This window comes from Rhodococcus sp. YH3-3 (assembly GCF_001653035.1).
GTDB lineage: Bacteria > Actinomycetota > Actinomycetes > Mycobacteriales > Mycobacteriaceae > Rhodococcus_F > Rhodococcus_F qingshengii.
Window position 1 is genome coordinate 343,934 of record NZ_BCWH01000001.1, and the last position, 3,630, is coordinate 347,563.

Genomic DNA, 3,630 nt, shown 5'->3' on the forward strand with positions numbered 1-3,630 from the left:
TCGCCTCACCTCAGGCCCTGCCGGCACTGCTCGGCAGGCAACCGGGCGCGACGGACGCCGCCACGCTCGACTACCCGGACCGGGCTACCCAGGACGGTCCGCAGACGTCCGTCGTCGAGACCGCAACCACCCAACTTCCGCGTATCGACGGGCTCGAAGCTTCGCTCGTGGACGATCCGGCGGCTTCGCTCACCCCCCGGGGATTCACGGCGCCGCTCCGCGAAGATCTGCTCCGCTCGATGACCTTGGCCGATCGCCGCAACGTCGACTCCGCTTCGGTCAATCGGGCGGAGCGCGCTGCGACCATCCGCGCCGACAACGTCACCGAAGCCGTCGACGGGATGTACCGGGCCGTCAGTGTGGTGTCGCCGGGCGGCGTCTACACCCTCGCGTCGGGGCAGAGTCCGCTCCTGCTGGTGGCGCGCAACGAACTGCCCATCGCCATCAACGTCGACCTGCGTGTGGAAGCCCCACCCGAGATGCAGATCAGTGACATCGGTCCCAAACAGCTTCCGCCGCGAGGTAGCCGACAGTTGACTGTGCCCGCGGAAATGAACGATTCTCGCAAGCTGGAAGTCAACTTCTCGCTGACCACGACAGATGGCCGCCAATTGGGTACGCCGACCAGCGTGACCGTACGGTCGAATGCGTACGGTCGTCCCCTGGCCGCCGTGACGGCGACAGCGGGAGGGTTGCTGCTGTTCCTGGCAGGGCGACGGCTGTGGCATCGATTCAAGGGTCAGCCGGACCCAGCAGATGAAGGGTACGAACGCTCATGACCGGGAATCCACCCGAGGAGGGTCGCCGCTCGGCGATCACCCGCAAGAGTGCCACGACCCGCTCGCATCCTCGGATGCCACCGTGGGAGCGCGGTTACCCGATCCAGCCGGTCAACCCGGACGCACGTTTCGACGACGCACCCACCATGACCATCCCGGTGATCCGCGACTACCCCCGGTACCGCGAAGCCGAGATGGAATTCGCCGACCGGCAGACGACCACGTCGGACGAGTTCGACACCGACGCCCATGTCCAGGTCGGGGAACGCAAGGAGACGAACTCTCGACTCCTCGCGGCAACGGGTTCCATCGCGATCGCGACGCTGACGAGCCGTATCACGGGATTCGCCAAGCAGTTGATGATCCTGATGGTCCTCGGCCCCGCCATCGCCAGCTCGTTCACCGTCGCCAGCCAGATTCCGAACATGATCGCGGAACTGGTTCTGGGCGCCGTGCTGACCGCCATCGTCGTCCCCGTGCTGGTTCGCGCCGAGCGGGAGGACGCCGATCACGGCGAAGCGTTTGTCCGACGCCTCTTCACGGCGTCGCTCTTTCTACTCGGCATGGCCGCGCTGCTCGCGACCCTGGCAGCACCCGTACTCACCAAATACGTCTTCCTGTCCGAAGACGGCAAGGTCAGCACCGACCTGACCACGGCGCTGTCGTATCTACTTCTGCCGGCGATCCTGTTCTACGGGCTGTCGGCACTGTTCACAGCGTTTCTGAACACCAGGCAGATCTTCAAGCCCGGAGCCTGGGCTCCCGTACTCAACAACGTCGTCGTCCTCGTGGTGCTCGTGATCTACCGCCTGACTCCGGGCGAGATCTCGCTTGATCCGGTCTCGATGGGCGATGCAAAGCTGCTCACCCTCGGTATCGGCATCACCATCGGCGTCATCGTGCAGGCAGCCAGCCTGATCCCCGCGCTTCGCCGCGAGAAGATCTCGCTCAAGCCGCTGTGGGGTCTCGACGACCGCCTGCGCCAGTTCGGCGGCATGGCCGTCGCCATCGTCTTGTACGTCCTGATCAGCCAGATGGGCATGATCTTCGCGACCAAGATCTCCTCCCACGCCGACGAAGCCGGCCCTGCCATCTACAGCCAGGCCTGGTTGCTCCTGCAGCTCCCGTACGGCGTGCTCGGAGTGACGGTTCTGACGGCGATCATGCCGCGCCTGAGCCGCAACGCTGCTGCCGACGACACCCCGGCCGTCGTGGACGATCTGTCGGTCGCAACGCGTCTGACCATGATCACGCTGGTTCCGATCATCATGTTCCTGACCTTCATGGGTCCGCAGGTCGGTGAAGCGCTCTACGGTTACGGCCGCTTCGGACCCGAACAGGCCGAACGACTCGGCACCGCCGTGAGCTGGTCGGCATTCACGTTGATTCCGTACGCGCTGGTCCTGATCCAACTTCGAGTGTTCTACGCCCGCGAACAGGCCTGGACGCCGACGTGGATCGTTCTCGGCATCACTGCAGTGAAAATCGCTTTCTCGGCGCTCGCTCCGGTCTTCGCATCCAACAGCGATCAGGTCGTGATCCTGCTCGGTGCGGCCAACGGTCTCGGATACATCACCGGCGCCGTCATCGGCGGGTACCTCCTGCACCGCAGCCTCGGAAACCTGCAGATGGCCAACGTGGGCAAGACAGTCTGGTCCGTCGTACTCGCCTCGCTAGCCGGGTCGTTGACCATGCTCGCGGTCGACCGCGTCCTCGGATTCGATCAACTCACCGAGCGTTTCGGCGGACCCGGCTCGATGGTTCGCGTCGCCGTCGGCGGCATCCTGATGCTCGCGATCACCTTCACGATTCTCTACTTCAAGAAGGTTCCGGAAGTCCTGTCGGTAACGGTTGCGGTCTCCCGCAAGATTCGTTCACTGACAGGTCGCGCCGAACCGGACACACGTAACAACACCGACGACGACGTCACCGAGCTGATTCCTGCAATCAGAACGGAATCAAACGAGCAAGAACGACCGGGTGCGCTCCCGTACCCTGGTCATGGGCGTACAGGATCGCAACCCGCGCGTATTCGGGGACGGGCTATCGATGGAGAAGGAGCGAGGGTGAGCGACGACAACGTTTCCGGCAACAAGAGTGCCGGGACTTCTGCCGTGAAAGCGTCCGAACAGAAGTCAACGGCATCGTCGGGCACACCTGCATCCACGAGTTCCTCCGCATCTTCCGGCCAGAAGCCACAGCAGGGTCAGAAGCCACAGCAGCCCGCACAGCGATCGCAGCAGGGCCAAAGCCCGCAGGGTCAGAAGCCGCAGCCGCCGGTGCAGAAGGCCGCTCCGCCGGTACCTCCGGTCAGTGTGTCCAAGACACCTTCGGCGCCCGTGTCGAAGACACCTTCAGCACCTGTCTCGAAGACACCCGCGCCGAAGACGCCTGCTCCGGACAAGAAGGCACCCGAATCTCAGAAGACGGCTGCCGCTCAGACACCACCGCCCGCTGCACCTCGCACACCTTCCGCCGGATCCGCATCACGACCGGCCCAGCGACCGATGCCACGTGGACCCAAGCTCATCCCCGGCGCATCTGTCGCCGGCGGACGCTACCGTCTGCTCGCGCCGCACGGCGGAACCCGCGGACTGCAGTTCTGGGAAGCTCTCGACGTCAAGCTCGACCGTGAAGTAGCCCTGACGTTCGTCGACGCCGATCAGCGCGGTGACGACGACAGCCAGTCCGGACCGCAGGCAGTTCTCTCACGCACTCTGCGCCTGGGACGAATCAACTCGCCCGGTCTGGCTCGCGTCCTCGACGTCGTCCGCGGAAGCTCGGGCGGCATCGTCGTCGCCGAATGGACTCCCGGCCGCTCGCTGCGTGAGATGGCCGAGACGACGCCGTC

General features: G+C 64.8%; 2 protein-coding genes. Both read left to right on the forward strand.

Features of this window, described 5'->3' with window-relative positions:
* On the forward strand, nucleotides 1-779 hold a 779-nt coding region (locus YH3_RS01735), incomplete at its 5' end, for a DUF6049 family protein (RefSeq protein WP_238592503.1).
* Nucleotides 776-3,630 (forward strand): lipid II flippase MurJ (locus YH3_RS01740; RefSeq protein WP_238592579.1); only part of this gene is annotated, 2,855 nt, incomplete at its 3' end. The genes YH3_RS01735 and YH3_RS01740, both read left to right, overlap by 4 nt.